Origin of the sequence: Variovorax sp. V213 (genome assembly GCF_041154455.1) — a bacterium.
Classification (GTDB): Bacteria; Pseudomonadota; Gammaproteobacteria; order Burkholderiales; family Burkholderiaceae_C; genus Variovorax.
In genome coordinates this window covers 319984-344671 of record NZ_AP028664.1, presented here as the reverse complement: position 1 = coordinate 344671, position 24688 = coordinate 319984, and the positions used below count along the sequence as shown (strand labels likewise).

The 24688-nt window shown below is 67.8% G+C and carries 23 protein-coding genes; 4 read left to right on the top strand and 19 right to left on the bottom strand.

The window, feature by feature from the left end:
- Positions 1–747: a hypothetical protein gene (locus ACAM55_RS01760; protein WP_369654394.1), complete on the bottom strand. Its 747-nt coding sequence runs from the start codon at positions 745–747 to the stop codon at positions 1–3.
- A 46-nt stretch (positions 748–793) separates the two neighbouring features.
- Between ACAM55_RS01760 and ACAM55_RS01755 the strand changes: the two genes are divergently transcribed.
- From ACAM55_RS01755 to ACAM55_RS01745, 3 genes are read left to right on the top strand one after another with little or no spacing between them, the layout of a single operon-like run.
- The gene (locus tag ACAM55_RS01755; protein ID WP_369654393.1) at positions 794–1396 is read left to right on the top strand and encodes a LemA family protein; all 603 of its coding nucleotides are present in this window, start codon (positions 794–796) and stop codon (positions 1394–1396) included.
- Positions 1397–1408: 12 nt separating this feature from the next.
- Positions 1409–2338, top strand: coding sequence for a YgcG family protein (locus ACAM55_RS01750; RefSeq protein WP_369654392.1), 930 nt, complete (start codon positions 1409–1411; stop codon positions 2336–2338).
- Positions 2339–2340: 2 nt separating this feature from the next.
- Positions 2341–2859 carry a TPM domain-containing protein gene (locus ACAM55_RS01745; RefSeq protein WP_369654391.1) on the top strand — a complete coding sequence of 173 codons (519 nt, stop codon included), beginning with the start codon at positions 2341–2343 and terminating at the stop codon, positions 2857–2859.
- Between the two features lie 47 nt (positions 2860–2906).
- Here ACAM55_RS01745 and pdeM read toward each other — a convergent pair whose 3' ends face one another.
- Positions 2907–3590, bottom strand: a complete 684-nt coding sequence (gene pdeM / locus ACAM55_RS01740; protein WP_369656485.1) for a ligase-associated DNA damage response endonuclease PdeM — start codon at positions 3588–3590, stop codon at positions 2907–2909.
- 79 nt (positions 3591–3669) lie between these two features.
- Between pdeM and trxC the strand changes: the two genes are divergently transcribed.
- Complete coding sequence (gene trxC, locus ACAM55_RS01735; protein WP_369654390.1) at positions 3670–4119, top strand: thioredoxin TrxC; 450 nt, start codon at positions 3670–3672, stop codon at positions 4117–4119.
- A 6-nt stretch (positions 4120–4125) separates the two neighbouring features.
- Here trxC and ACAM55_RS01730 read toward each other — a convergent pair whose 3' ends face one another.
- From ACAM55_RS01730 to atpA, 17 genes are all read right to left on the bottom strand, one after another.
- On the bottom strand, positions 4126–6807 hold the full coding sequence (locus ACAM55_RS01730) for a ligase-associated DNA damage response DEXH box helicase (protein WP_369654389.1): 2682 nt from the start codon (positions 6805–6807) through the stop codon (positions 4126–4128).
- On the bottom strand, positions 6804–8459 hold the full coding sequence (locus ACAM55_RS01725; RefSeq protein WP_369654388.1) for an ATP-dependent DNA ligase: 1656 nt from the start codon (positions 8457–8459) through the stop codon (positions 6804–6806). Before ACAM55_RS01725 ends, ACAM55_RS01730 begins: the two co-directional genes overlap by 4 nt.
- Complete coding sequence (locus ACAM55_RS01720) at positions 8456–9565, bottom strand: ligase-associated DNA damage response exonuclease (RefSeq protein ID WP_369654387.1); 1110 nt, start codon at positions 9563–9565, stop codon at positions 8456–8458. Before ACAM55_RS01720 ends, ACAM55_RS01725 begins: the two co-directional genes overlap by 4 nt.
- A gap of 70 nt (positions 9566–9635) precedes the next feature.
- The gene (locus tag ACAM55_RS01715; protein WP_369654386.1) at positions 9636–10163 is read right to left on the bottom strand and encodes a DUF3617 domain-containing protein; all 528 of its coding nucleotides are present in this window, start codon (positions 10161–10163) and stop codon (positions 9636–9638) included.
- Between the two features lie 111 nt (positions 10164–10274).
- Entirely contained in the window at positions 10275–12356 is a 2082-nt protein-coding gene (locus ACAM55_RS01710; protein WP_369654385.1) for an NAD(+) synthase, read from the bottom strand.
- A gap of 103 nt (positions 12357–12459) precedes the next feature.
- The gene (locus ACAM55_RS01705) at positions 12460–12843 is read right to left on the bottom strand and encodes a hypothetical protein (protein WP_369654384.1); all 384 of its coding nucleotides are present in this window, start codon (positions 12841–12843) and stop codon (positions 12460–12462) included.
- Positions 12840–13433 carry a hypothetical protein gene (locus ACAM55_RS01700; RefSeq protein WP_369654383.1) on the bottom strand — a complete coding sequence of 198 codons (594 nt, stop codon included), beginning with the start codon at positions 13431–13433 and terminating at the stop codon, positions 12840–12842. The genes ACAM55_RS01705 and ACAM55_RS01700 overlap by 4 nt, the downstream gene beginning before the upstream one ends.
- A gap of 176 nt (positions 13434–13609) precedes the next feature.
- Entirely contained in the window at positions 13610–14776 is a 1167-nt protein-coding gene (locus ACAM55_RS01695; protein ID WP_369654382.1) for a Gfo/Idh/MocA family protein, read from the bottom strand.
- Positions 14777–14854: 78 nt separating this feature from the next.
- A complete protein-coding gene (locus ACAM55_RS01690; protein ID WP_369654381.1) occupies positions 14855–15817 on the bottom strand; it encodes a substrate-binding domain-containing protein in 963 nt (320 codons plus the stop codon).
- Positions 15818–15860: 43 nt separating this feature from the next.
- Positions 15861–16886 carry an ABC transporter permease gene (locus ACAM55_RS01685; RefSeq protein WP_369654380.1) on the bottom strand — a complete coding sequence of 342 codons (1026 nt, stop codon included), beginning with the start codon at positions 16884–16886 and terminating at the stop codon, positions 15861–15863.
- Positions 16849–18387, bottom strand: a complete 1539-nt coding sequence (locus ACAM55_RS01680) for a sugar ABC transporter ATP-binding protein (protein WP_369654379.1) — start codon at positions 18385–18387, stop codon at positions 16849–16851. The genes ACAM55_RS01685 and ACAM55_RS01680 overlap by 38 nt, the downstream gene beginning before the upstream one ends.
- Positions 18384–19553 (bottom strand): ROK family protein, encoded by a 1170-nt coding sequence (locus ACAM55_RS01675; RefSeq protein ID WP_369656484.1) that lies wholly within the window; start codon positions 19551–19553, stop codon positions 18384–18386. The genes ACAM55_RS01680 and ACAM55_RS01675 overlap by 4 nt, the downstream gene beginning before the upstream one ends.
- A 232-nt stretch (positions 19554–19785) precedes the next feature.
- On the bottom strand, positions 19786–20205 hold the full coding sequence (locus tag ACAM55_RS01670) for a F0F1 ATP synthase subunit epsilon (RefSeq protein ID WP_369654378.1): 420 nt from the start codon (positions 20203–20205) through the stop codon (positions 19786–19788).
- Between the two features lie 12 nt (positions 20206–20217).
- A complete protein-coding gene (gene atpD, locus ACAM55_RS01665; protein WP_015867629.1) occupies positions 20218–21618 on the bottom strand; it encodes a F0F1 ATP synthase subunit beta in 1401 nt (466 codons plus the stop codon).
- 124 nt (positions 21619–21742) lie between these two features.
- Positions 21743–22120, bottom strand: coding sequence for a hypothetical protein (locus ACAM55_RS01660; RefSeq protein WP_369654377.1), 378 nt, complete (start codon positions 22118–22120; stop codon positions 21743–21745).
- Between the two features lie 86 nt (positions 22121–22206).
- Positions 22207–23082 (bottom strand): F0F1 ATP synthase subunit gamma, encoded by an 876-nt coding sequence (gene atpG, locus ACAM55_RS01655; protein WP_369654376.1) that lies wholly within the window; start codon positions 23080–23082, stop codon positions 22207–22209.
- A gap of 21 nt (positions 23083–23103) precedes the next feature.
- Positions 23104–24657: a F0F1 ATP synthase subunit alpha gene (atpA, locus tag ACAM55_RS01650; RefSeq protein WP_369654375.1), complete on the bottom strand. Its 1554-nt coding sequence runs from the start codon at positions 24655–24657 to the stop codon at positions 23104–23106.
- Positions 24658–24688 lie beyond the last annotated feature (31 nt).

The following is a 24688-nucleotide window of genomic DNA, read 5'->3' as shown; positions in this document are numbered from 1 at the left end:
CTAGCGCAGCCAGCGCTCGGCCACCGCCTGCATCTGGCCCTGCGCGGCCTCCCACACCATCTCGGGCGCGGCCACGTGCACGCCCGGCGGCGCGATACGCAGCGCGACATCGACCAGCTCGGCCACCTTGGAGGCGCGCACCGGCTGCTCGCTGCTCGGCACCATGAAGCGCACGATCGACAGCATCCAGGCCGCGAGCCTTTCGGCGGGATTGGCGAACTTCGCGTTCAGCGGCTTGCGCGCCGAGCGCACGAGGATCACGCGGTCGAATCCGTTGGCGACCACCGCCTGCTCGTCGAGGCTCGCAAGGCCGCGCTTGAGCGCCTCGGGCAGTTTGCCCTGGTCGTGCGGCTGCACGATGGCCAGCGTCTGCACGCCGCAGGCGCGCAGCCAGCGCGAGAGCTCGGGCAGGTCCGAAGGCTGCGGCACCCACAGCGCGCGCTCGCGGTCGTGGTACAGGCGGGGCGGATCGAAGGCAATCACCGCGGTGTCGGCCGATGTCAGCGGCCATTGCGCGATCGGCAGGCCGGAACTCAGGTAGCTTTCAACGCCACGCATCCCGTCGCGAATGGGTTCGCGCGACAACACGCGGGCGTGGGCATAACGGTGGCTGCCCGCGAGCCGGCGCAACAGCTCCTGCCCCAACGCACCGGTCGCGCCGGCAATCAGCAGCGTGCCGGCGGTGGCAACCACGGGCACGCCCGGGCGATTGGCAGCCTGCAGGGCTTGAAGTGGATCAATGGCCATGAAGCTATCTATGCTACCTTCCGGCAATTCTGCGGAGGTAATGCAAATGTCGATCGTGAAACGCTGGTTCCTGATTCTTGCTGCGGCCCTGTCCCTGGGCGGCTGCGGCTACAACGATTTCCAGTCGCTCGACGAGGCCAGCAAATCTGCCTGGAGCGAGGTGCTCAACCAGTACCAGCGGCGCGCCGACCTGGTGCCCAACATCGTGGCCACCGTGAAGGGCGAAGCCAGCTTCGAGCAGGACACGCTCACCAAGGTGATCGAGGCGCGCGCCAAGGCGACTTCGATTCAGGTGACGCCCGAGACGCTCAACAACCCCGAGGCCTTCAACAAGTTCCAGCAGGCGCAGGGCGAGCTCTCCTCGGCGCTGTCGCGGCTCATGGTGGTGGCGGAGCGCTATCCGGAGCTCAAAGCCAACCAGGCTTTCCGCGACCTGCGCGTGACGCTCGAAGGCACCGAGAACCGCATCACCGTGGCGCGCAACCGCTACATCGAGACCGTGCAGAAGTACAACGTGCTGGCGCGCAGCTTCCCGACCAACATCACCGCCAAGATCTTCAGCTACGAGCCCAAGCCCAACTTCTCGGTGCAGAACGAAGCGCAGATCTCGACGCCGCCCACCGTCGATTTCAGTACACCCAAGAAGTAAGACCCCCGCTCAATGGCACTTGCCCTGATCCGCCGTGCGCTGGCCGCCGTGCTGCTGGCGTCGGCCGCGTGGGCCGGCCTTGCGCCAACAGCATGGGCGCAGGGCCTGCTGCCGGTGCCCACGCTCACGGCGCGGGTGATCGACCAGACGCAAACCCTGGGCGAATCCGAGCGCGCCGATCTGGAAGCCAAGCTGGCCGCCTTCGAGCAGCGCAAGGGCTCGCAGATGGTGGTGCTGATGGTGCCCACCACCCAGCCCGAAGACATTGCGAGCTACGCCAACCGCGTGGGCAATGCCTGGAAGATCGGGCGCAAGGAGGTCGGCGACGGCATCCTGGTGATCGTGGCCAAGAACGATCGCAAGATGCGCATCGAGGTGGCCAAGACGCTCGAAGGCGCGGTGCCCGACCTCGCCGCCATCCGCATCATCGACGAGGAGATGAAGCCGCGTTTTCGCAACAACGACTTCGCAGGCGGGCTGAACGCGGCGGTGGCGCGGCTCATCGGACTGGTCGACGGCGAGGCGCTGCCCGAGCCGTCCAGCGGCAGCGACAAGGATTCCAGCGCAGGCATCGACTGGGAGAACCTCGCGATCTTCCTGTTCATCGGTGTCTTCATCACGGCGCCCATCGTGCGCTCGATCGTCGGTAAGAAACTGGGCTCGGTCGTCATGGGCGGCGGCATCGGCGTGATTGCTTTCCTCATCACCACCAGCGTGGTCATCGCGGTGCTGGCGGGCTTCGCGGCGCTCATGGTGTCGCTGTTCTCGGCCGCGGCTGCGTCGAGCCCTGGGCGCCGTGGTGGCGGCGGCGGATTCGGGGGCTGGGGCGGTGGTGGAGGCGGTGGCGGCTGGAGCAGCGGCGGCGGCAGCGGCGGAGGCGGTGGCTTCAGCTCCGGCGGCGGCGGCGATTTCGGGGGCGGCGGCGCCTCGGGGGATTGGTAGGCATGGCATCGCTCTTCTCCAGGCTCGGCCGCATCTGGCGCCACCAGTGGATGGACGAGGCCGACGTCCGGCGCGTGCTGCCCGATGCCGCCATGGAGCGCCTTGCGGCGCGTGTCGGCGCGAGCGAGCGGCGCCACAGCGGCGAGATCCGCATCTGCGTGGAGGCGGGCCTGCCCTGGTCCTACCTGAGGCGGAACGCGTCCGCACGCGAGCGCGCCGTCACGCTGTTCGGCAAGCTGCGCGTATGGGACACCGAGCACAACAACGGCGTGCTCATCTACCTGCTGCTGGCCGAGCACGCGATCGAGATCGTGGCCGACCGCGGCATCGACGCGCGCGTCGACGATGCCGAATGGGCCGCGATGGCGCAGCGCATGGGCGCGGCGTTCCACGAAGGCCGTTTCGAGGACGGGCTCACGCAGGCGCTGGAAGAAATGTCGGCCTTGCTGGTTGCGCACTTTCCGCTGGCGGACAATCAGCCCGACACCAACGAGCTGCCGGACGAGCCCGTCGTTCTCTGAGGTTGCTTTCTTTTCTCCCTCCCCTTCCGGGGGAGGGAGCCAAACGCTCAGTCCGATGCGGGCAAGGCCCACACGGACTTGCCGCCCACCGCATAGAAGCGCCTTCCCGGCGCCCGCTCCATCAACCACCCGCCGGTGAACTCGCCGAAGGCCGGCAGCACGGCCTGCTGCGCATCGCTCGCGAAACACGGCAGCCGCACACTGTCGCGCCCGGGCCCGTGCAGCCTGCACACGGGATGCAGGTGCCCGGCGAGCACGAAATGCGTGGCGTGCGTCTGCGGATGGTGGCAGCAGGCAAAAGGGCCGAGCAGACAAGGCTCGTCGACCACCTCGATGCCGAGCGCGGCGGGCGGGTCGCCCGCGCGGCTGTCGTGGTTGCCCCGCACCAGCGTCATGCCGATGGACGCATGCGCCGCGCGCCAGGCGCCAAGCGCCGCCAGCACCTGGGGCGTGCGCGCCTGCGCCGCATGCAGGAAATCGCCGAGAAACACGATGCGCTGCGGCGCGTGCTCCGCAACCAGCGCATCGAGCCGGGCCAGGTTCTGCCGGGTGGTGCCGCCCGGCACCGGCTGGCCCAGCGCGCGGTAGGTCGCGGCCTTGCCGATGTGCAGGTCGGCAATGAACAGCACGCGCCCGGCAGGCCACCAGAGGGCATGCTCGGGCAGCAGATGCAGCAGCTCGCCCGCCCAGTGGACCGGGAGCGCCGATGCGGGAAGAGGCTGCGAGGAGATCACGGGCAATGAGTGTCGCAAAAGATGTGTGGGCGGGCGGCCGTCTTGCAATTCACCCCTCGGGCCCCAGTTCTTCGGTATGACCGAATCGCCGCCGCTGCACATCGTCTGTCCGCACTGCCACACGACCAACCGCGTGCGCGCCGCCCAACTGGGCAGCGCGCCCGACTGCGGCAGCTGCCACCGCCCGCTGTTCACCGGCCATTCGACCGCGCTGCCGGACGAAAAGACCTTCGACCGCCACATTGCACGCAACGAGATTCCGGTGCTGGTCGACTTCTGGGCGCCCTGGTGCGGCCCGTGCCGCCAGATGGCGCCGGCCTACGAACAGGCCGCGGCCCAGCTCGAACCGCGGGTGCGGCTGGCCAAGGTCGACACCGAGGCGGTGCCGGCCCTGGGCGCGCGCTTCAACATCCGCAGCATTCCGACGCTGGCGCTGTTTCGCGGTGGCCGCGAAGTGGCGCGGCAGCCCGGTGCCATGGGCGCGGCGGACATCGTGCGCTGGGTCAAGGCGCACGGCGCCGGCTGACCGGCTTCACAGCGGCGGCAACGGCCGAGACCGCCGTGACGGCGGCCTGCGCTCGCGACGCGGCGCGGCCGGCTTGCCCGGCCCTTCCTGGCCGAACGCCAGCGTGCTCTTCACGCGCTCCACGCCCCCGGCCGTGACCACGCCGCCCGCGGCTTTTTCGAGCTGCTCGACCATGCGCGCAATGCGGTCGGCCACGTTCTCGTTCGAGAGCTTTTCGCGGAACAGCTCGACCATGAGCGGAAACGAGAACGGCGTGGGCCGCTCGAGCGTCTTCAACACCAGTTGCTGAGTGGCCATGCGCGCAAGGCTCGCGCGCAGCCTGCCGATTTCGAGCTCCTGCGCGAGCAGCTCCTGCTCCGCCTGCAGCAGCAGCTTGTTCGACGGGTCGTACTTGCGGAACACCTCCCAGAACAGCGACGAGGACGCCTGCAGCTGCCTGCTGCTGCGCTTCTCGCCAGGGTAGCCCTGGAAGATCAGGCCCGAGACACGCGCAATCTCGCGAAAGCGGCGCTGCGCGAGTTCACCCGCGTTGAGCGAGGCCAGTACTTCGTGCAGCAACCCGGCGTGCGCATCCTCGCCTTCGGGCAGGCGCAGCACCTGCGGCAGCAGCGCAGGCCAGTCGACCGGCAGGGCGCTGAGCAGTTCGAATCCGTAGTCGTTCACCGCGATGGAAAAAGTACGCGCCTCGTGCTGCGCCACGCGCCAGGCCAAGAGGCTGGCAAGCCCCATATGCACGTGGCGCCCGGCGAAGGGATAGAGAAACAGATGCGAGCCTTCGCGCGTGGTGAGCGTTTCGGCCAGCAGGGTCTGCGGCGTGGGCAGGGCCGACCATTGCTGCTGGATCTGGAGCAAGGGCCGCACGCACTGCAGCTCGGGCGACGGGTAGCGCCCCTCGCCGGCCAGCGCGAGCTGCTGCACCACGGCATCGGCCAGCGTGGTCGACAGCGGCATGCGCCCGCCGTTCCAGCGCGGCACCGCAGCGCGCTTGCCGCTGGCGCGCCGCACCCAGGCGGTCATGTCGTGGATGCGCACGAGCTCGAGCAGCCGGCCGCCGAACAGAAAGCAGTCGCCGGGCTTCATGCGCGCGACAAAACCTTCTTCGACGCTGCCGATCTTTGTGCCGCCCATGTATTGCACCGCCATGCTGGCGTCGCTCACGATGGTGCCGATGTTCATGCGATGTCGCCGCGCGAGGCGGGCATCCGGCACGCGCCAGACGCCTTCCGCATCGGGCACGGCGCGGCGGTAGTCGGGGTAGGCGGCCAGCGAAGGCCCGCCCTGCGACACGAAGGCCAGGCACCACGCCCAGCTCTCGCGCGACAGATCCGCATAGGCCGCGGTGCGGCGCACTTCGTCGTACAGGTCGTCGGGCACGAAGCCGCCGCCGAGCGCCACCGTCACGAGATGCTGCACCAGCACGTCGAGCGGCTGCACCGGCGTATGGCGCGCCTCGATGTGGCCGGCCGCGATGGCCGCGCGCGCCGCGGCGCCTTCGACCATCTCGATGCTGTGCGTGGGCACGAGCGTGATGCGCGATGGCCGGCCCGGCGCATGGCCCGAGCGACCCGCACGCTGCAGCAGCCGCGCCACGCCCTTGGGCGAGCCGATCTGCAGCACACGCTCCACCGGCAAGAAGTCCACGCCCAGGTCCAGGCTCGAGGTGCAGACCACCGCCTTGAGTTCGCCGTTCTTCAGGCCGAGCTCGACCCATTCGCGCACCGCGCGGTCGAGCGAGCCGTGGTGCAGCGCGATGAGGCCCGCCCATTCGGGCCGCACCTCGAGCATCGCCTGGTACCAGATCTCCGATTGCGAGCGCGTGTTGGTGAACACCAGCGTGGTGCTGCTGGCGGCAATTTCCTCGAGCACCTGCGGCAGCATCGTGAGGCCCAGGTGGCCGCCCCACGGAAAGCGCTCGGCGCGGCCGGGCAGCAGCGAATCGACCACCAGCTTCTTGGGCACCGCGCCCTGAACCAGCACGCCCTCTTCACCGCCAAGCAAGGCATGCATGGCCTCGTGCAGGTTTCCCAGCGTGGCCGACATGCCCCAGACCGCGAGCCCCGGATTCCAGCGCCTGAGCCGTGCGAGTGCCAGCTGCACCTGCACGCCGCGCTTGTTGCCAAGCAGTTCGTGCCACTCGTCGACCACGACCATCTTCACATGCCCCAGCACCTGGCTCGCATCGGCCCGCGCGAGCAGCAGCGAAAGGCTCTCGGGCGTGGTGACGAGCACGGTGGGCAGGCGCTCGTTCTGCGCGCTGCGCTCGGCCGACGAGGTGTCGCCGCTGCGCGCGCCCGCGCTCCAGGGATGCACCTCGGCGCCCAGGGCTTCGAGCGGCTGCTTCAGCGCACGCAGCGTGTCGGCCGCGAGCGCGCGCATGGGCGTGAGCCACAGCACGGTGAGCGGCGGCGCCGCGGGCCGCGCGGCCTCCTTCCTGGCTTGCGAGAAGACCTGCAGCGCGCCCAGCCACACCGCGTAGGTCTTGCCTGCGCCGGTGGTGGCGTGCAGCAGGCCGGACCTGCCTTCGGCGATGGCCTTCCACACGTCGCGCTGGAACTTGAAGGGCTTCCAGCCGCGTGCGGCGAACCATGTATCGAGCGCTGCCTTGACGTCCTTGAAGCGCCGCTTGCCCGGACCCCTGCCCTCCCCCGGAGGGGGAGCGAGAATTTCGGGGTCGGTCGGTTCGGTCATGACGGCAGCAGCGAGGCCAGCGTCTGCAGCGTGTCGGCCTCTTCCACGGGCTTGTCCTCGCGCCAGCGCAGCATGCGCGGAAAGCGCACCGCGATGCCGCTCTTGTGGCGCGCGCTGCGCGCGATGCCCTCGAAGCCGAGCTCGAACACCAGCGTGGGCTCCACGCTTCGCACCGGGCCGAAGCTCTCGACCGTGGTCTTGCGGATGATGGCGTCCACGCGCGCCATCTCGGCATCGGTCAGGCCCGAATAGGCCTTGGCAAAAGGCACGAGCTTGCGGTCGTCCTGTTCGGGCGGACCGTCCCAGACGGCGAAGGTGTAGTCGCTGTAAAGGCTGGCGCGACGGCCGTGGCCGCGCTGCGCGTAGATCAGCACCGCGTCGATGCTGAGCGGATCGATCTTCCACTTCCACCACACGCCCACGTCCTTGGTGCGGCCCACGCCGTACTGCGCGTCGCGGCGCTTGAGCATCATTCCCTCCACGCCCATGCTGCGGGCCGCTTCGCGCTGGCGTGCCAGGTCGCTCCACGCGATGCCCGCGAGTATCGGGCTGGGCAGCAGCGACGGATGCTGCACGCGCGTGACGAGTTCATCGAGCAGCAGCCGGCGCTGCGACTGCGGCAGCGCGCGCAGGTCGCGCCCTTCCCATTCGAGAATGTCGTAGGCCAGCAGTGCCACCGGGATCTCGCGCAGCAGCTTCGCGCCGAGTGTCTTGCGGCCGATGCGCTTCTGCAGTTCCGCAAAGGGCTGCACGCGGTCTTCGCGCCAGACCGCAATCTCGCCGTCGAGCACCGTGCCGTCGGGCAGTGCCTCGCCCAGCACGGCCAGCTCCGGAAAGCGCTCGGTCACCAGCTCTTCGCCGCGCGACCAGAGCCAGACTGCGCCCGCGCGCTTCACCAGTTGCGCGCGGATGCCGTCCCACTTCCATTCGACGATCCAGTCGGCCGGCGGACCGAGCGCGGCATCGAACTGTTCGAGTGGCAGGTTGAACGCATGCGCAAGAAAGAACGGGTACGGCTGCCCGCTGGTCTTCTGCACCTGTTCCGCGCCCGACTCCGGCGCGATCAGCACGCGATAGTCTTCCGCCCGCGGACGGCCACCGATGTGGGTGTAGCCCATGAGCCGCTGCGCCACGCGCTTGGGATCGATGCCGCCCACCGCCGCGAGCGCCTGCGTGACCTGCAGCTTCGACACGCCCACGCGGAAGGCGCCGGTGATGAGCTTGAAGTACACCAGCCGCTCTTCGGCCGCGAGCTGGCGCCACTGCGCACGCAGCCGCGCGGGGAGTTCGTCGGGCGCTGCCTTGCCGGCCTCGCGCAGCGGCAGCAGGTGCTCCTCGACCCAGCGCGCCAGCCCGAGGTCGTGCGCCTCGGTGGGTGGCGGCAGCAGCAGCGCGATGGTTTCGGCCAGGTCGCCGACCGCTTCGTAGCTCTCGTCGAACAGCCATTCGGGAAGGCCCGCCGCTTCCTGCGCGAGCAGGCGCAGCAGCTTGGTGGGCACCAGCTGGCGCGGCTTGCCGCCGGCCAGGAAGTACACGGCCCACGCCGCATCGGCGGGCTCGGCTTCGCGCAGGTAGCGCTGCAGCGCGGCCTGCTTGGCGAGGCTCGAGGTGCTGGCGTCGAGCTCGCGGTAGAGCGCGGCAAAATCTTTCACGTATCGGCTCCTTCCCCTTCCGGGGGAAGGTTGGGATGGGGGCTGGCGGCGTCCCCATCGAGCGCCGCTTGCCCCATGCCCTGCGCTCCCGCGGAAGGGGAGGGAGCTTCCTGGTCGTCCTCGTCGCCGTATTCGGTCTTGAAGCCCTGCGCATCCAGCCCGTTCTCGGTGAGCCAGCGCACCATCACCGCCACACTGCCATGGGTCACGAACACCCGGCTCGCGCCCGTGCCCGCAATGGCCTGCTGCAGGCCGGGCCAGTCGGCGTGGTCGGACATCACGAAGCCGCGGTCCACGCCGCGCCGGCGGCGCGTGCCGCGCAGCTGCATCCAGCCGCTTGCGAACGCGTCGGCATAGTTGCCGAAGCGGCGCATCCACGGCGTTGCCTGGGCCGAGGGCGGCGCCAGCACCAGCGCGCGCTTCAGCAGCGCGGCATCGACACCCGGGTCGGTCGCGCGCACGGTATCGGGCAAGGCCACGCCGGCGGCGCGGTACACCGCGTTCAGCGGCTCGACGGCGCCGTGCACCACGATCGGCCCGATGGAGGCGTCCACGCCATGCAGGATGCGCTGCGCCTTGCCGAAGGCATAGCAGAACAGCACCGACGCGCGGCCGGCCTCCGCGTTGGCGCGCCACCAGGCGTCGATCTCGGCGAACAGCGCGGCCTGCGTGGGCCAGCGGTAGATCGGCAGGCCGAAGGTCGATTCGGTGATGAAGGTGTCGCACGGCACGGGCTCGAAGGGCGTGCAGGTGCCGTCGGGCTCGGTCTTGTAGTCGCCCGAGGCGACCCACACGCGCCCGCCGTGCTCGAGCCGCACCTGCGCCGAGCCCAGCACGTGGCCGGCCGGATGCAGCGAGACGCGCACGCCGTGATGCTCGATGGCTTCGCCGTAGTCCAGCGTTTGCAGGCTGATCTCGCCCAGCCGCACGGCGAGCGTGCCGGCGCTGTCCCGGTGCGCGAGGTAGTGGCCGTGGCCGATGCGCGCGTGATCCGAGTGGGCATGCGTGATGACGGCGCGCGCCACCGGGCGCCAGGGGTCGATGTAGAAATCGCCCGGCGGGCAATAGAGGCCTTCGGGGCGGGCGATGACCAGGTCGTCGGGCATGGCGCACATCGTAGGCCGGCGCCCCCCTCTTCGCGCAGACGGGCCGACGCGAAGCTTTGTCGGCGCGAGCCTACTTCTTCCTTGCGCCGCCCGCTATCTCCAGCACGTTCATCTTCATGCCGTTCGACATCATCATGTCGCCCGGCTTCTGGCCAGCCTTGCAGGGCCCGACCCACTTGGCCTCGACGATGGCCGTGCCTTCCTTGCGGCCCATCATCGGCGGGTTGTAGCTGGAGCGGCTTTCCATACGGTAGCCGGTGCCGAAGTCGCCCGTGATCACCGAATGGGTGGTGGCGGTGGTGTTGCCGATCCTGCACACCGAGTCGACCACGATCCTGCCGCCCTCGGTGCGCATGTCCTGCTTCGAGCAGGCTTGCTGGCCGGTGCTGCTGCCCATCTCGCGCATGGCCTTGTCGGTGGCGCCATCGATGCACTGCTGGGTCTGCATGGCGGGGGTCTTGGACGCGCCGTCGTCCGACTGGATCGACAGCTCCCAGAGCCCCGGCTTGCGCGGCGGATAGTCGAGCGCGCGCGCCGCGCCGGCAACGAACAGGAGGCAGGTCGCGGCAGCGATCCCGAAGCGGGTGTGGGTCTTCATCGTGTACTCCAGCAGAGACGGGTCGGAAATGAAAGCCAGCCGCTTTCTAACCCACAAGCCGGATCGACGGAATATGGCGATCGGCCAGCAGACCCCCTGCCCGCCCTGCGCTCAGCGCTCCGGCACGCGCTTCAGGTCCTCGAGCCAGACCTCCGCTTCCGAGTCGCTCGGCGCGCGCCAGTCGCCGCGCGGAGACAGCGAACCGCCCGAGCCGACCTTGGGCGCGTTCGGCACGCAGGAGCGCTTGAACTGGCTGATCTTGAAGAAGCGGTAGAGGAAGGTGCCCAGATGGCGCTTGATGTCGGCCAGCGCGTACTCGTTGCGCGCCGGCTGCAGTTCGTCCTCGGGCCAGCGACCGCGCGTGCGGTCGCCCCAGGCCGCATGCGCGAGGAAGGCGACCTTGGTCGGCCTGAAGCCGTAGCGCAGGGTGTAGTAGAGATGGAAGTCCTGCAGCTCGTAGGGTCCGATCACGTCCTCGGTCCGCTGGCCGGGCTGCTTCGACGACCCGTCGGCGGCATCTTTCGATGCATCGTCGGGAATCAGCTCGGGGCTGACCTCGGTCTGGAGGATGTCGCGCAGCACCGCGCTGCCGTCGGCGCCCAGCACCCCCGTCGCCGCGACCCAATGCACCAGGTGCTTGATCAGCGTCTTGGGCACGCTCGCGTTCACGTTGTAGTGCGACATGTGGTCGCCGACGCCGTAGGTGCACCAGCCCAGCGCCAGTTCGCTCAGGTCGCCGGTGCCGACCACGATGCCGTTGTGATGGTTGGCAAGCCGGAACAGGTGGCTGGTGCGCTCGCCGGCCTGCACGTTCTCGAAGGTGATGTCGTACTGCGGCACGCCCTGGCCGAAAGGATGGCCGAGGTCTTCCAGCATCTGGCGGCAGCTCGGGCGGATGTCGATCTCGCGCGCCGTGCAGCCGATGCTGGCCATGAGCCGGTGCGCCTGCGCCAGGGTGCGGCCGCTGGTGGCGAAGCCCGGCATGGTGAAGCCGAGGATGTTGGCGCGCGGCAGGCCGAGGCGGTCCATGGCCTGCGCACAGACCAGGAGCGCGTGCGTCGAATCGAGCCCGCCCGAGACACCGATCACCAGCTTGTCGATGTGGCTGGCTTCGAGGCGCTGCACCAGCGACTGGACCTGGATGTTGAACACCTCGCCGCAGCGCTCGTCGCGCCGCGCCGGGTCCGATGGCACGTAGGGAAAGCGCTCCACCGTGCGCAGCAGGCCGCGCGGCAGCTGGCGCGGCGGCGCCAGATCGAACTCGACGGTGCGCCAGCTCGCCAATGCGCTCTTGTGCTTCTGGACCGAGGTGCCGAAGCTGTTCTGCCGCATACGCTCGCGCGACAGGCGCTCCAGGTCGACGTCGGCCGCGATGACGTGCGAGCGGTTGCTGAAGCGTTCGCTCTCGACCAGCATGTCGCCGCCCTCGCAGATCAGCGCCTGTCCGTCCCAGGCCAGGTCGGTGGTCGATTCGCCGATGCCGGCCGACGAATAGAGATAGGCCGCGAGGCAGCGCGCCGACTGCAGGCTGACCAGCCGATGCCGGTAGTCCGCCTTGCCGATCGTGATGTTGGAGGCCGAGAGATTGACCAGCACCGTCGCGCCGGCCAGCGCGGCGTAGCTCGAGGGCGGAATCGGCACCCACACGTCTTCGCAGATCTCCACGTGCAGCTTGAACAGGGGCATCTGCCGCGACTGGAACAGGAGCTCGGCGCCGAAAGGCACGCGCTCGCCGCCGAGTTCGACGTCGGTCGAGAGCGCGGTGTCGGCGCCGTTGAACTGCCGGCCCTCGTAGAACTCGCCGTAGTTGGGCAGGTAGGTCTTCGGCAGCACGCCCAGCACGCGGCCGCCCGCGACCACCGCGGCGCAGTTGAAGAGGCGGTGATCCACCCGCAGCGGCAGGCCCACGACGGCCACGGCGCCGGTGTCCCGCGAGGCCGCGGCCACTTCCAGCAGCGCGCGCTCGCAGGCATCGAGCAGCGCCGCCTGGTGGAACAGATCGTCGCAGGTATAGGCGGAGAGTCCCAGCTCGGGGAAGGCAACCAGCACCGCGCCGTCGGCCGCCGCCTCGCGGTACATGCGGATGGTCTCGGCCACGTTGAATACCGGATCGGCCACGCGGTTGCGCGGCACCGCCACGGCGAGGCGCGCGAAGCCGTGGGTGTAGGGATTGGAGAACTCGTGCTCGGTCATGAACCGGATTGTGGAGCAGCCGGCGAAAGCGGTCACGATCCCGCGCCGATGCGGGCCCGCTCAGGGCGACGGGCGCGGCCAGGCGCCCGCCGCGCGTATGCCGCTAAAGAGACAGAAGGCGCTGGAAGAAGGAGCGATAGCGCCTCAAGGCCAGGCGCAGGTTCTCCGTCGATGGCTGCTCCGCCGTGTCCGTTCCGCCGTCGAGCGTGCTGCGCTCGTTCGAAAAGCTTCGCGACAGATCCTCCAGGACCTGGCGCACCAAGTCGTCGGCCTGGCGCACCGCCTGCCTCGGATCATCGACGAAGCCGATCTGGAGGGCATCCCAGCTGGCGCGGAAGTTCCGCGCCGCGTCGGGAGTGAAAAGCGGCTCCAGCGCGTCGTCTTCGCTCCTGGCGGGCGCCTTCGTCTCGGGCACCGGTACGGGCGCGGGGCGTTCCAGATCGTCCGGCGCGACGGCGCGGTCTGTCTGGGTCGATTCGCGATTCATGATCGGACCTCCACCGGCCTTGCCGGCATCCTCTCCCGCTCGACCTCCCGCACCTCGAGCAGGTCATCGAACAGGGCCCGGTAGTGCACCACCGCCCTGCGCAATTCCTCCGTGTCGGCTTCGCCGCGCAGGTTTCGCGCCCGAATGTCCTGTGCCGCGCGGTAGTTGCTCACGACGGTGGGATGGTCGACGGAGATGTCGGCCGCCCGACGCTCGAAGTCGCCCATCGGATAGCCGCGCTTGAGCATCAGCTCGCGCACCAGTTCATCCGCCTGGGCCACCGCTCCCTGGGGGTTGTCGACGAACTCGGCCTGCAGGCTGTTCCAGGCCGCGCCGAATCTGGCGGCTTCGCCCGGTGCCAGCGCAACGATGCGCAGCCCTTCGACTCGCTGCTGCCGCCTCTTGAGTTCGGCCTCGGCCTTGGAGCGGTCGCCAAGCTCATTGACGACGCGGCCGTATTCCGAACCGAAGCGCTCCTCGAGTTGCCGGGATTGTCGTTTTCGCTGATAGAGGTACACGGCCAGCGCGACCAGTGCAAGGATCACGACGACCCCCAGGACCAACACTGTCTGCGTGTTGACGGCATCCATATGCGTCTCCCTTCGATCGAACGCACCCGTGGTCCGCCGTGATCGGCGGGGCATCGCGGGTGGGTGTAGAGGGATGCTGTTCCGGCTGCCGCGCCGAGCCAGCAGTCCAGGGCAGATTCAACTGTGGGAGGCCACCTACAGCGAACTCGATGCGCGCGGCCGCCTCGCGCGCCAGCTCACCAGGCCGTCCACTTGGCCGCGCTCATGGACGAGGCCACCGTGCGCTCGATGAACCGGACGCCCCGCGCGCCATCTTCCACGCGAGGGTAGTCGGCCGCGAGCGGATCGGCGGCAATGCCCGCGAGCCGCGCGCGGATGTCGGCCACCACGCCGCCGTAGATGTTGGCAAAGGCCTCGATGAAACCCTCGGGGTGCCCCGCGGGCAGCCGGCTTGCGCGCTGCGCCGATTCGCAAAGCCACGGCGAGCCGCGCGTGAGGATGCGCTTGGGCCCGTCGTGCGGCAGGTGCAGCAGCTCGCTCGGCCGCTCCTGCCGCCATTCGAGCGTGCCCAGCGCACCTGAAATGCGCAGGCGCAGATCGTTCTCCAGGCCGGTGTTGATCTGCGAGGCGATCAGCACCCCGCGCGCGCCGCCCTTAAAGCGCAGAAGCAGGCTGCCGTCGTCGTCGAGCATGCGGCCCGGTACCAGCGCGCTCAGGTCGGCGCAGAGGCTTTCGATCTCCAGGCCGGAGACGCTTGCGACGAGGTTCTCGGCATGCGAGCCGATGTCGCCGATGGCGCCGGCTGCGCCGCTGCGCGCGGGGTCGGTGCGCCAGTCGGCCTGCTTGTTGCTGCCGCTGCCTTCGACGTGGCTCGCGAGCCAGCCCTGGTTGTATTCGACCACCACCTTGCGCAACTCGCCGAGCTGGCCCGAGCGGACCATCTCGCGCGCCTGCCGCACCATCGGGTAGCCGGTGTAGTTGTAGGTGACGCCGAACACCGTGCCCTGTCTTGCCACGGCGGCCACCAGCGCGTCGGCCTGCGCGCGCGTGTGCACCAGCGGCTTGTCGCACACCACGTGGAAGCCCGCTTCGGCAAAGGCCTCTGCCACCGGAAAGTGCACGTGGTTGGGCGTGACGATCGAGACGAAGTCGATGCGCTCTTCCGACGGCCGCTTGAGCTCGTCGGCCAGCAGCGACTGCCAGTCGCCGTGGTTGCGGCCGTCGGCCAGGCCCAGGTCGCGGCCGGAGGCGCGCGCCTTGTCCGGACTCGACGACAGCGCACCGGCGACCAGTTCGATCTGGCCGTCGAGCGCCATGGCCTTGCGGTGCACGGCGCCGATGAAGGCATCGCGGCCGCCGCCGACCATGGCGCAGCGCAGCTTGCGAAGTGTTGTATCGGTCATGTCGAGGCGTTCCTGGAAACTGTCCCCTCTCCCCTTGGGGAGAGGGAGTGAAGCGATCGACCGCGCGGCCGATGGCATTCAGAACGGCGAGTTCGGGTGGTAGAAGTCCTTGGCGTTTTCCTTGGTGATCAGCACCGAAGGAATGATCGTCGTCGCGGGCAGCTTCTCGCCCTTCAGCCGCGCTTCGGCCGTGAGCTTGATCGCGTCGTAGATGAACTTGGGCGAGTAGCTCACGTCGGCGCCGATGCGCTTGTCCTTGCCGTCCATGATGGTCTTGACCATTCCCTTGGCACCCGCGCCGCCGAAGACGATCTTGATGTCGTCGCGCTTGGCCTGCTCGATGGCCTTGAGCACACCCACGGCCATGTCGTCGTCGGCGGCCCAGATGGCGTCGATGTTCTTGAAGCGCGTGAGGTAGTCCTGCGTGACCTTGAAGGCGTCGTCGCGGTTCCAGTTGGCGTACTTGGCGTCGAGCAGCTTGATGTCGGGATGGTTCTTGAGCACCGCGTTGAAGGCGTCCATGCGCTCGTTGTCGAGCGTGGTGGCAATGCCGCGCAGGGCGACCACGTTGCCCTTGCCGCCGAGCTCCTTCGCGATGTATTCGGCCGGAATGCGGCCGAAGGCGGTGTTGTCGCCGGCCACGTACGCGTCTTGCGCGCTGGTGTCGGTCAGGCCCCGGTCGACCACGGTCACGTAGGCACCCTTGGCCTTCACCTGCGCCACCGGCTTGGTCAGCGCGGCCGACTCGAACGGGAACACCACGAGCGCGTTGATCTTGGTGACGGTCGAGAGGTCTTGCAGCTGGTTCGCCTGCTCGGGCGCGTTGGCCGCGGTCTTGATCGTGATCTTCAGGTCCTTGTGTTCCTTCTCCAGATCCTTCTTCGCCTGGTTGGCCCAGTAGTTGATGCCGCCCATGAAGCTGTGCGTGGCCGCGGGAATCGAAACGCCGAGGTTCACCTTCTCGGCAGCGAATGCCGGCAGGCTCGCGAGCGCCGCGGCCGCCACGGCCGTGAGTGCGATGCGACGTGTGAAGCTTGTCATGCTGGATGTCTCCTTGTGGTTGATGGATTGGAACGGGAACGCACTAGCGGCGTCCTCTCTGGAGGAACGCGACGATGATGATCACGAAGCCCTGCACCGCGGCGTTCAGGTACACGCTGATGATGCTGGTGAGGTTCAGGATGTTGCTGATGACCGAGAGCAGGATGGCGCCGATCACCGTGCCGGTGATGCTGCCCGCGCCGCCCTTGAGCGCGGTGCCGCCGACGATCACCGCGGCAATGGCTTCGAGCTCCCACAAGAGGCCGGTGGTCGGCGATGCCGATCCCAGGCGCGGCACGTACAGCAGCGTGGCAATGCCCACGCAGACGCCGAGCAGCACGTAGGTGAGGATCTTCACGCGGTCGACGTCGACCGCCGCGTAGCGCGCCACCTGCTCGTTCGATCCGATGGCCTGCACATAGCGCCCGTAGGCCGTGCGGTTCAGGATGACGCCGCCGATGATCGCGACGATCACGAACACCCACACCGGCACCGGAATGCCCGCGAGGCTCGCGTAGTACACCGGCGCATAGAGGTCCGAAAGGTCGTTGTCGAGCGTGAGCGCGCCGCCGTCGGCAAAGTAGGTGAGGTACGCGCGGAAGATGCCGAGCGTGCCCAGCGTCACGATGAAGGGCTCGATGCGCCCTTTGGTGATGAGCAGCCCGTGCGCGAGGCCGAACAGCGCGCCCAGCACCACCGCGAGCACCGCGCCCATCACCACCGCCAGCAGCGGCGAGCCCGAGGCCGGCCCGGCCCAGTTGATGAACATGATCACGCTGCCCGCGATCAGCGCCGCCATCGAGCCCACCGACAGGTCGATGCCGCCCGAGATGATGACGAAGCACATGCCGACCGCGATGATGCCGATGAAAGCGGTGCGCGTGAGCACGTTCATGGCATTGTCGACGGTGGCGAAGTCGCTGTTCAGCAGCGTGCCGGCGATGCACAGCAGCACGAGGCCGATGACCGGGCCGAGGCCGTGCAGGCGTTCGGTCCAGCGCGGCTTGCTCTCGCCGCGGTGTGGCGCGGCTTCAGGCTGCGGCGTGGATGTCTGCTGTTCCGGTGGCATGAGCGATGAGCTCCTCTTCGGTCAAATGGTCAGCGTTGAGCGTGGCGACCAGGCGGCCCGCGCGCATCACCGCGACGCGGTGGCACAGGCCGATGAGTTCCATCAGCTCCGACGAGACGACGATCACCGCGAGCCCTTCGCGGGCGAGTCGCTGGATCAGGAAATAGATGTCGCGCTTGGCGCCGATGTCGACGCCGCGCGTGGGCTCGTCGAGCACCACCACCTTCGGCCTGGGCTGCAGCACCTTGGCAAGCGCGAGCTTCTGCTGGTTGCCGCCCGAGAGCGACGAGGCCTTGACGTCGAGGGAGCCGGTACGAATGCCGTAGTCCTTCACGGCCTCGGCCAGCGCACCGCGTTCGGCCTCGGGCTGGAGCCAGGGCTGGGCATAGCGCTCGAGCGCCATCAGCGTGAGGTTCTGGCGCAGGCCGAAGTTCACGTGCAGGCCCTTGCCCTTGCGGTCTTCGCTCAGGTAGGTAAGCCCGTGCCGCGCGGCGTCGCGCGGGCTGCGCCAGCCCTTCTGGTCGGGCACCGGCCTGCCGAGCATCTCGACATGGCCGCTTGCGGGCCTGAGGCCCAGCAGGCCTTCGAAAAGTTCGGTGCGGCCGGCGCCGACCAGGCCTGCGAAGCCAAGGATCTCGCCGGGACGCACCTCGAAGCCGACATCGTGCGCCCAACCGGGCACACTGAAATTGCGCACGCGCATGGCAGGCGCGTCGGCGGCCACCACCACGTCGCGCGGCGGGTACAAGTCGGCGAGCTCGCGGCCCACCATGAGGTTCGCCATCTGGTGGCGCGTCACCTGGGGCGTGGGTGCGCGCGCCACGAAGCGGCCGTCGCGCATCACGATCACCTCATCAGTCACCTGCTCCACCTCGTCGAGCTTGTGCGAGATGTAGACGATGGTTACGCCGTCGGCGCGCAGCTGCGCAATGAGCTTGAAGAGGCGCTCGGTCTCGCCGGGCGTGAGCGTGGCGGTCGGCTCGTCCATGATGAGCAGGCGCGCACGTCGCGCGATGGCTTTCGCGATCTCGACGAGCTGCTTCTCGGCCACGATGAGCCGCCGCACCTTGTTGCGCGGATCGACCTGCAGGCCGACGGCGGCGAGCGCGGCGGCGGCGTCGCGCTCCATCGTGGCGTCGTCGAGCAGCCAGCCCTTCTTCCTTTCATGGCCCAGGAAGATGTTCTGCGCCACGCTCAGGTCTTCGGCAAGATTGAACTCCTGATGGATCAGCACGATGCCCAGCGCCTCCGCGTCGCGCGAGCTCGTGAACTGCTGCGTCTGGCCGTTGATGCGCAGCGTGCCGCCGGTGAGCGGCTCGTAGCCCGACAGGATCTTCATCAGCGTGGACTTGCCCGCGCCGTTCTCGCCGAGCAGCCCGTACACATGGCCGGGCGCCAGCGAAAAGCTCACGCCGTGCAGCACCTCCACCGGACCGAAGGCCTTCACCACGCCGTCGAATTCGACCGCGACGCTGCCCTTGGTTTCTGCTTGTGCCGTCATGGCGCCACTCCGCGGACTTTCAGTGTTTCATGCATCGCGAGCACGCCAGCGCCGATCAGTCCGCCCTGCACGCCCAGCGGCGCGTACTGGATCTCCAGGTGCCGCGTGGAGAGCGCAAGCGAGCGCTGGTAGACGCTCTGCCGCACGGCCGCGAGAAACAACGGGCCGATGCGCGTGATGCCGCCGCCGATGAACACATGCGACGGATTGAAGAAATTCACCACCGACGCCAGCATCTGGCCGATGAGGTTGCCCGCGCGCTGGATGATGCCGTTGGCGGCCGTATCGCCGGCGCGGCTCGCCTGGCCCACATCGACGGCATCGATGCGCCCGTGCACGCGCAGGCATTCGGCGAGCATGGCGCTTTCGCCGGCTTCGGCCGCCTGCACGGCCATGCGCGTGATGGCCGGCCCCGCGGCCATGGCCTCGACGCAGCCGACATTGCCGCAATGGCAGCGCGGGCCCTCCTGGTCGACGCAGATGTGGCCCACGTCGCCGGCCGAACCGGCCGCGCCGCGATAGACCTCGCCATGGCAGACGATGCCGCAGCCAATGCCGGTACCGATCTTGATCACGAGAAAGTTGTTGAGCGAGCGCTTCAGCCGCCAGAGCTCGCCGAGCGCCATCAGGTTCACGTCGTTGTCGACGAAGACGGGCGCGGCGTAGTCCTCGCGCAGGTAGTCGCGGATCGAGAAGCTGTCCCAGGCCGGCATCAGCGGCGGATTCACGAGCTGGCCGATCTCGAAATTGACGGGGCCGGGCACGCCGATGCCGATGCCGAGCACGTCCTTGGCGCCGCTGTTGCAGCGCGCGAGCAGTTCGCGCATGAGCACACGCACCCGCGCCAGCACCACGGCCGGGCCTTCGCGCACGTCGGCGGGTTCGTCGTGCTGCGCGAGCACGGTCAGGTCAGGGCGCAGCACCGCGACGTCGAGGCTGGTGGCGCCGATGTCGATGCCCACGAGCACACCCAGGCCGGCGTGGAGCTGGAGGTTTTCGGCGCGCCGTCCGCCCGACGAGCGCTGCAGGCCCGCTTCGGCCAACAGGCCCTGGTCGACCAGGCCCGCAATCAGCGCATTGGCCTTGCTCTTGGAGAAGCCGAGCTGCTCGGCCATGGCATGGCGCGACCCGCCAGACGACCAGAAGATGGTCTCCAGCAACCGCATTTCGTCCGCAGTGATGCCACTCCAGGGTGCCACGCGCTGTGTCTCCAATATTCTTCTTGCCCACCGCCCGCAGCGGGTGCTGTTCGGGCGAATGCGAATACTAGGTGCGCGGCTTCAGCCGAACAAGACCGAACTTCGACCAAGTTCAAACCAAAGATGCGGGCATGCAGGGCGCCAGACGCAAAAAAGCCGCCCGGAGGCGGCTTTTCTAGATGAAGAGCCTTCTTGGTTCTTACTTTTTCTGGCGGTACTTGCGCAGCGCTGCGAGTTGCGCGGCCATCACGGCCAGCTCCGACTGCGCCATCGCGATGTCGATGTCGGTCCTGGCGCTCTTGAGCGCTTCCTCGGCAGCCGCCTTGGCCTTGTTGGCCTTCTCGTCGTCGAGGTCCTTGCCGCGGATGGCGGTGTCGGACAGCACGGTGACGGCGTTGGGCTGCACTTCGAGAATGCCCCCGGCCACGAAGACGAACTCTTCGCCGCCGTCGGCCGTTTCGATGCGCACCGCACCCGGACGGATGCGCGTGATCAGCGGGGTGTGGCGCGGATAGATGCCGAGCTCACCGGCTTCACCGGGCAGCGCGACGAACTTGGCCTCGCCCGAGAAGATCGACTCTTCCGCGCTGACCACGTCCACATGAATGGTGCCTGCCATGGTGATTCCTTTTTAAGCGACCTTCTTGGCCTTCTCGAACGCCTCGTCGATGCCGCCCACCATGTAGAACGCTTGTTCCGGCAGGTGGTCGGCTTCGCCGTTCACGATCATCTTGAAGCCGCGGATGGTTTCAGCCAGCGGCACGTACTTGCCGGGCGAGCCCGTGAACACTTCGGCCACGTGGAACGGCTGCGACAGGAAACGCTGGATCTTGCGGGCGCGGGCCACGGCCAGCTTGTCTTCCGGTGCCAGTTCGTCCATGCCCAGAATCGCGATGATGTCACGCAGTTCCTTGTAGCGCTGCAGCGTGCCTTGCACGGCGCGGGCCACGTTGTAGTGCTCTTCGCCGACCACGTTCGGGTCGAGCTGGCGCGAGGTCGAGTCGAGCGGGTCCACGGCGGGGTAGATACCGAGCGAAGCGATGTCACGCGACAGCACCACGGTGGAGTCCAAGTGGGCGAAGGTGGTGGCGGGCGACGGGTCGGTCAAGTCGTCGGCTGGCACGTACACGGCCTGGATCGAGGTGATCGAGCCAACCTTGGTCGACGTGATCCGCTCTTGCAGGCGGCCCATTTCTTCGGCCAGCGTCGGCTGGTAGCCCACGGCGGAAGGCATGCGACCCAGCAGCGCCGACACTTCGGTACCGGCCAGCGTGTAGCGGTAGATGTTGTCCACGAAGAACAGCACGTCGCGGCCTTCGTCGCGGAACGACTCGGCGATGGTCAGGCCGGTCAGCGCCACGCGCAGACGGTTGCCCGGGGGTTCGTTCATCTGGCCGTAGACCATGGCCACCTTCGAGTCCTCGAGCTTCTCGAGGTTCACGACGCCGGAGTCGGCCATCTCGTGATAGAAGTCGTTGCCTTCGCGGGTACGTTCACCCACACCGGCGAACACCGACAGACCCGAGTGAGCCTTGGCGATGTTGTTGATGAGTTCCATCATGTTCACGGTCTTGCCCACGCCGGCGCCGCCGAACAGGCCCACCTTGCCGCCCTTGGCGAACGGGCACACCAGGTCGATCACCTTGATGCCGGTTTCCAGCAGGTCTTGCGACGGCGAGAGTTCGTCGTATGCAGGCGCCTTGCGGTGGATCGATGCGGTGAGGTCCTGGCTCACGTCGCCGCGCTCGTCGATCGGACGGCCGAGCACGTCCATGATGCGGCCCAGCGTGGCCTTGCCGACGGGCACCGTGATGGGTGCGCCGGTGTTGGTCACGATCAGGCCGCGGCGCAGGCCGTCGGACGAGCCGAGCGCAATGGTGCGCACCACGCCGTCGCCGAGCTGCTGCTGGACTTCGAGGGTCAGCCCGCCGCCTTCGAATTTCAAGGCGTCATACACCTTGGGCATCTGGTCACGCGGGAACTCCACGTCGACCACGGCGCCGATACATTGGACAATTTTTCCTTCAGCCATGGCGTTTCCTTCTGGATCTCAATAATGTTGCGACAGGTTCTTGCAGAAGCGTCCTTGTGCCATCGCGGGCCGCTTTTGCAAGAATGCCGGACGGGCCGGCACCCTTGATTTCAGATACTTCCGATCAGCACTTCATTGCCGCCGCCTGTGCGGCGAAGGCATCGCTGGCAGCCTTGCAAGCCTGGCCCAGCGCGGCCTTGTCGGTGCCCATCGAAGCCCAGGCAGCCTTGGTCTGCTCCACGCTCGCCTTCATCGCATCGGCAGCGGCGCCGCTTTGCGCCGACACGCAGGCCTGTGCCTTGGCGAGGTAATCGTTGCACTCTTGCGGCAGATCCGCGGCCGATGCCGTCGGCGCGGTTGCGGCCGGCGGTGCAGCTGGCGCAGGCGCAGGAGCCGGAGCTGGTGCAGCGGCGGGTGCCGGCGGTGCCGCGGGCGCCTCCTCCTTCTTGGAGCAGGCAGTCAGCGCGGCGGCCATGGCCACCAGAACGAGAAGTTTCTTCATTGTTCAGAGTCCCCTAAAAAAGGCCTTCGGTTATCGGGCTCGCAGAGCGAGCCTCGAATGGCAATGTGGCCTGGAACATTGCCTCATCAAACACCGGCGGCCGCAGCGGCGCCGGACACGATTTCCGAAAGTTCCTTGGTGATGCCTGCCTGGCGCGTCTTGTTGTAGACCAGCTTGAGCTCGCTGATCACGTTGCCGGCGTTGTCCGTCGCCGCCTTCATGGCCACCATCCGCGCCGAATGCTCGGACGCCATGTTCTCGGCCACGGCCTGGTAGACCAGCGACTCCACGTAGCGCACCAGCAGTTCGTCGATCACGCTCTGCGCGTCGGGCTCGTAGATGTAGTCCCACGAATGCTGGCCCGCCTCGACTTGCAGCGAGTCTGCGGCCAGCGGCAGCAGCTGCTCGACGAGCGGCTCCTGCTTGATCGTGTTGATGAACTTGGTGTAGCACAGGTACACGGCCGACAGCTTCCCCTCGGCATAAGCGTCGAGCAGCGTCTTGACCGGCCCGATGAGCTTGTCCAGGTGAGGCGTGTCGCCCAGGTGGGTGACGTGGGCCACCACGCGGGCGCCGATGCGATTCAGGAAGCCCAGGCCCTTGTTGCCGATGGCCACCGACTCGATGGCGATGCCTGCGCTCTGCGCTTCCCGCAGCTTGCCGGTGACGGCGCGCAGCAGGTTGGTGTTCAAGCCGCCGCACAGGCCCTTGTCGCTCGTGACGATGATGAAGCCGATGGCCTTGGCCTCGTTCTTCTTCATGAACGCGTGCGTGTACTCCGGATTCGCCTTGCCCAGGTTGGCCGCAATGTTGCGAATTTTCTCGCTGTAGGGGCGGGCGGCACGCATGCGCTCTTGCGCCTTGCGCATCTTGGAAACCGAGACCATTTCCATGGCCTTGGTGATCTTCTTGGTGTTTTCCACCGATTTGATCTTGCCGCGGATTTCCTTACCAGCTGCCATGAGAGCTCCTTGTCCGGCCGATCAGGCGAACGACTTCTTGAACGACGTGATGGCGGCGGTCAGCTCGGCTTCGGCGTCCTTGTCGAGCGCCTTGGCCTTTTCGATCTTGTCGAGCAGCGCAGCATGGCTGGACTTCAGGAACTGATGCAGGCCATGTTCGAACGGCAGCACCTTCTTGATGTCGAGGTCGTCCATGAAGCCCTTGTTCACCGCGAACAGCGTGGCGCCCATCAGCGAGATCGGCAACGGGCTGTACTGGGACTGCTTGAGCAGTTCGGTCACGCGGGCACCGCGGTCGAGCTGCTTGCGGGTGGCTTCGTCCAGGTCGGAAGCGAACTGCGCGAACGCAGCCAGTTCACGGTACTGGGCCAGGTCGGTACGGATACCGCCGGACAGGCCCTTGATGACCTTGGTCTGGGCCGACGAGCCCACGCGCGACACCGAGATACCGGCGTTGATGGCGGGACGGATACCGGCGTTGAACAGGTTGGTTTCCAGGAAGATCTGGCCGTCGGTGATCGAGATCACGTTGGTCGGAACGAAGGCGGACACGTCGCCGGCTTGCGTTTCGATGATCGGCAGAGCCGTGAGCGAACCGGTCTTGCCCTTGACTGCCCCCTTGGTGAAGGCTTCGACGTAGTCGGCGTTCACGCGGGCTGCGCGTTCGAGCAGGCGGCTGTGGAGATAGAACACGTCGCCGGGGTAGGCTTCGCGGCCTGGCGGGCGGCGCAGCAGCAGCGAGACCTGGCGGTAGGCCACGGCTTGCTTGGAGAGGTCGTCATAGACGATGAGCGCGTCTTCGCCGCGGTCGCGGAAGTATTCGCCCATCGTGCAGCCCGAGTAGGCCGACACGTACTGCATGGCGGCCGATTCGGAAGCCGATGCGGCCACCACGATGGTGTAGTCCATCGCGCCGGCTTGTTCCAGTGCACGCACCACGTTCTTGATCGACGAAGCCTTCTGGCCGATCGCGACGTAGACGCAGGTCATGTTCTGACCCTTCTGGTTGATGATCGCGTCGATCGCCACGGCGGTCTTGCCGGTCTGGCGGTCGCCGATGATCAGCTCGCGCTGGCCACGGCCGATCGGCACCATCGAGTCGATGGACTTGAGACCGGTCTGCATCGGCTGGTCGACGGACTTCCGTGCGATCACGCCCGGAGCGACCTTTTCGATCACGTCGGTCATCTTGGCGTTGATCGGACCCTTGCCGTCGATCGGCTGGCCCAGGGCGTTCACCACGCGGCCGATGAGTTCGGGGCCGACGGGCACTTCCAGGATGCGGCCCGTGCACTTGACGGTGTCGCCTTCGGAGATGTGCTCGTACTCGCCCAGAATCACGGCGCCGACCGAGTCGCGCTCGAGGTTCAGCGCCAGGCCGAACGACGGCGTGCCGTCTGCCGTGGGCGGGAACTCGAGCATTTCGCCCTGCATTGCATCGGACAGGCCGTGCACGCGCACGATGCCGTCGGTCACCGAAACGACGGTGCCCTCGTTGCGGATGTTGGCGCTGACCCCGAGGCCCTCGATGCGGCTCTTGATCAGTTCGGAAATTTCTGCGGGATTGAGTTGCATGACTCTTTCCTTCTTTCTTTGAGGCTACAAG